Genomic DNA, 2,865 nt, shown 5'->3' with positions numbered 1-2,865 from the left:
CGACTGCACGCCGCAGCGTCCCATGCCGGTGTCGCATTCGACCAGCACCGGTAGACGATGACCGGCATCGGTGAAGGTGGTTGCCAGCCCTTCGAGCGTCTCCATGCTGTCCGCTGTCACCGACAGGGTGACTCGCCCGTGCAGCGCCAGAAGCCGCTCCAGCTTGGCGCGCCCAAGGATGTTGTAGGGAAGAAAAATATCGGCCAGCCCGGCATCGGCCATCACCTCGGCCTCGCCGATCTTCTGGCAGGTGATGCCGACGGCGCCGGCCGCCACCTGCTTCTTCGCCCAATAGGGCAATTTGTGCGTCTTGATATGCGGCCTGAGCTTCAGCCCGTTCTTGTCGGCATGCGCCTGGGCGCGGGCAATGTTGGCTTCGGCGCGCGCGGCGTCGATGAGAATCGACGGCGTATCGAGGTCGTGGACGGTCGGCATCATCTTTCACCCCATGAGGAATCCGCGGGTTTTATGGCCCTGAAAATCCGCGATGTCACGCGGCCAGCGAAGCGGATCTGTGGTCCATGCGCCTAAGCGCAAGACCGGGCAGGGCGGCGAGATGGATCGACACCGCATCGACGTTCGGCTATGCGATTTGCCAGACAAATCGATACGAAGGGATCATGATCATGAAGCGCTCCGCCATCAACGACATCATCCGCGAAGCCGACGCTTTCATCCGCTCGTTCGGCTACATCATGCCGCCCTTCGCCTATTGGTCGCCGCAGGAGGCGAAGGCGCGCCAGGCCGACTCCGCGGCCGTGTTTACCTCGCGGCTCGGCTGGGACATCACCGATTACGGTCAGGAGAAGTTCAAGGAGCTCGGCCTGTTCCTGTTCACCGTTCGCAACGGCCGCTACGAGGACATGAAGAAGGGCATGGGCATGCTCTATGCCGAGAAAATCATGATCTCGCGCAAGGACCAGCTGTCGCCGATGCATCGCCACAACGTCAAGGCCGAGGACATCATCAACCGTGGCGGCGGCAAGCTGGTGCTGGAACTGTTCATGCATGACCGCGACGGCGGCATCGATCCCAAGGCCGAGGTTTCGGTGCCGGTCGACGGAACCATCCACAGGCTGCCTGCGGGCGGGCTCCTGAAGCTCGACCCGGGCCAAAGCGTCACGCTGCTGCCCGGCGTCTGGCATGCCTTTTGGGCCGAGGGCAAGGATGTGCTGATCGGCGAGGTCTCGACCGTCAACGACGATCTCACCGACAATGTGTTTCGCGAACCGATCGGCCGTTTTTCCAACATCGACGAAGACGTTGCCCCGATCCATCTGCTGGTGTCCGACTACGAGAAGTGGCTGGGGTAAAGGGCCGCTCCACGCCCTCGGCGACGCCAGTCACACGACCGTGTGACTAGTCGCACGGTCGAAAGTGGGTAGGCCGTATCGCCTACCTACTGCGATCCCTGTTCGACCGATCCTGCCGCTTCGTCCTTGAAGACGACCTTTGTGCCTTTTTGCACTTCGGAGGCGAGGTCTTCGGCATCCCAGTTGGTCAGCCTGATGCAACCATGCGAGAAGGTCTTTCCGATCTTGCCTGGGTCCGGAGTCCCGTGAATGCCGTAGCTATCGATGGACAAGTCGATCCAGACCGATCCCACCGGATTGTTTGGCCCGGCAGCGATCGTGAAGGGGCGCTTGCTCCTCACTCCCTTGAAGGCAAACTCGGGATCGTAATGATAGGCTGGGTGGTGCACCACGCGTTTGACCTCCGCCTGGCCACTCGGCGCGGGCTTCTCCTGACTTCCGATCGAGGCGGGGTACGTCGCAAGCACTTTGCCGGAAGGGTCAAGCACCCGAACCTGGCGAGCGCTCTTGTCGACCTCGACGCTCGCGATGTCTTGCGGCGGATCACCTCGGGTGACAGCTGGCACGAGCAGCTTTTGCCCCGCCCTCCTGAAGCCGATGCCGGGATTGAGCCGTTCAAGCAGTTGCTCGCTGATGTGGAAGCGCTCCGCCATCTTTTCCAGGGCATTGTGGTAGGCCAGCCTGGGCAGGCGGGCCATCCTCTCCATGCGCGCCGGAATTCGCCTGGTGAACGGCCCATGCACATCCTTGCGTGTCAAATCGTAGGTCTCAATCGCGGGGCGCGAGGAGGTCGCGACCAGCTTGTCCCATGTCTCGCGGGTGAGCTTGCCGTCGGCAGGCAATCCGTTGGCCGCTTGGAACGCACTGACTGCCCGGGTGAAGTTCTCTGCCTTGCGGCCATCGATCAGGCCTGGCGAGAAGCGTGCACGATCCAGGAGGATTTGCGCCTTCAGCACGGTCGCACTGACGCCTTTCGCTTCGCTGCCGTCAAATTGGGCGTTGTTGACGGCGGCCGCGTCCAGTTTTGCCGCCGCCGTTGCATCGCATGCGATGACGAGCATGGCGACCGCGACAAGAACGAGCCTGATCATGGAGGTCACACTCCCGTATGGGCACCTGCTTCTATGACGTCGCACGGCCGATCTGGTTCCATTTCCTGCAGTTGCGTCCGACTGCCGAGTGCCGTGCGCGCAGTGAACCCGGACCAGGAGCACCCGGCGGTGGCGCGGGTGCATTGTTGATAAGGGTCCGCCATCATCAAGATGAATGGCGACTCCCGTCAGCGCATGTGTTGGCTTCAGAACCGCAGAGACCGGAGCGACAACGGGCCAACGCCCGATTGAGTCCGTCTCCACAGGCTCGGTGACCGAGGAGAGCCAGGATGCAATTTCCTGCCCAGAAGAACAAAGGACCGGCTCAACCAGCCGAGGATGAGCGCCAGGCACGGCTTGAGAAAACAGCCAGGCTCAAGCAGCTTCGCTCCTATGCTTCCTGGCTTTCGTCTGACCCAAACGCCCAACTTCACGATGAGATAGACTGCTCCGTGCTGATC

At 61.9% G+C, this 2,865-nt stretch carries 3 protein-coding genes; 1 reads left to right on the top strand and 2 read right to left on the bottom strand.

Going from position 1 to position 2,865, the window contains the following annotated elements:
- The coding region (locus ENZ74_RS27635) for an alanine racemase (protein WP_206522340.1) at positions 1-435 on the bottom strand (435 nt) is incomplete at its 3' end.
- Positions 436-626: 191 nt separating this feature from the next.
- Between ENZ74_RS27635 and ENZ74_RS27630 the strand changes: the two genes are divergently transcribed.
- Positions 627-1,313 (top strand): D-lyxose/D-mannose family sugar isomerase, encoded by a 687-nt coding sequence (locus ENZ74_RS27630; protein ID WP_063170203.1) that lies wholly within the window; start codon positions 627-629, stop codon positions 1,311-1,313.
- 86 nt (positions 1,314-1,399) lie between these two features.
- Here the strand turns inward: ENZ74_RS27630 and ENZ74_RS27625 are convergent, their stop codons facing one another.
- Complete coding sequence (locus ENZ74_RS27625) at positions 1,400-2,374, bottom strand: L,D-transpeptidase (protein WP_335919097.1); 975 nt, start codon at positions 2,372-2,374, stop codon at positions 1,400-1,402.
- Between the last annotated feature and the right edge of the window lie 491 nt (positions 2,375-2,865).

It is taken from the genome of Mesorhizobium sp. M7A.F.Ca.CA.002.15.2.1 (assembly GCF_003998715.1).
GTDB classification, from domain to species: Bacteria; Pseudomonadota; Alphaproteobacteria; order Rhizobiales; family Rhizobiaceae; genus Mesorhizobium; species Mesorhizobium ciceri.
This window is presented reverse-complemented; position numbering and strand designations above follow the sequence as displayed.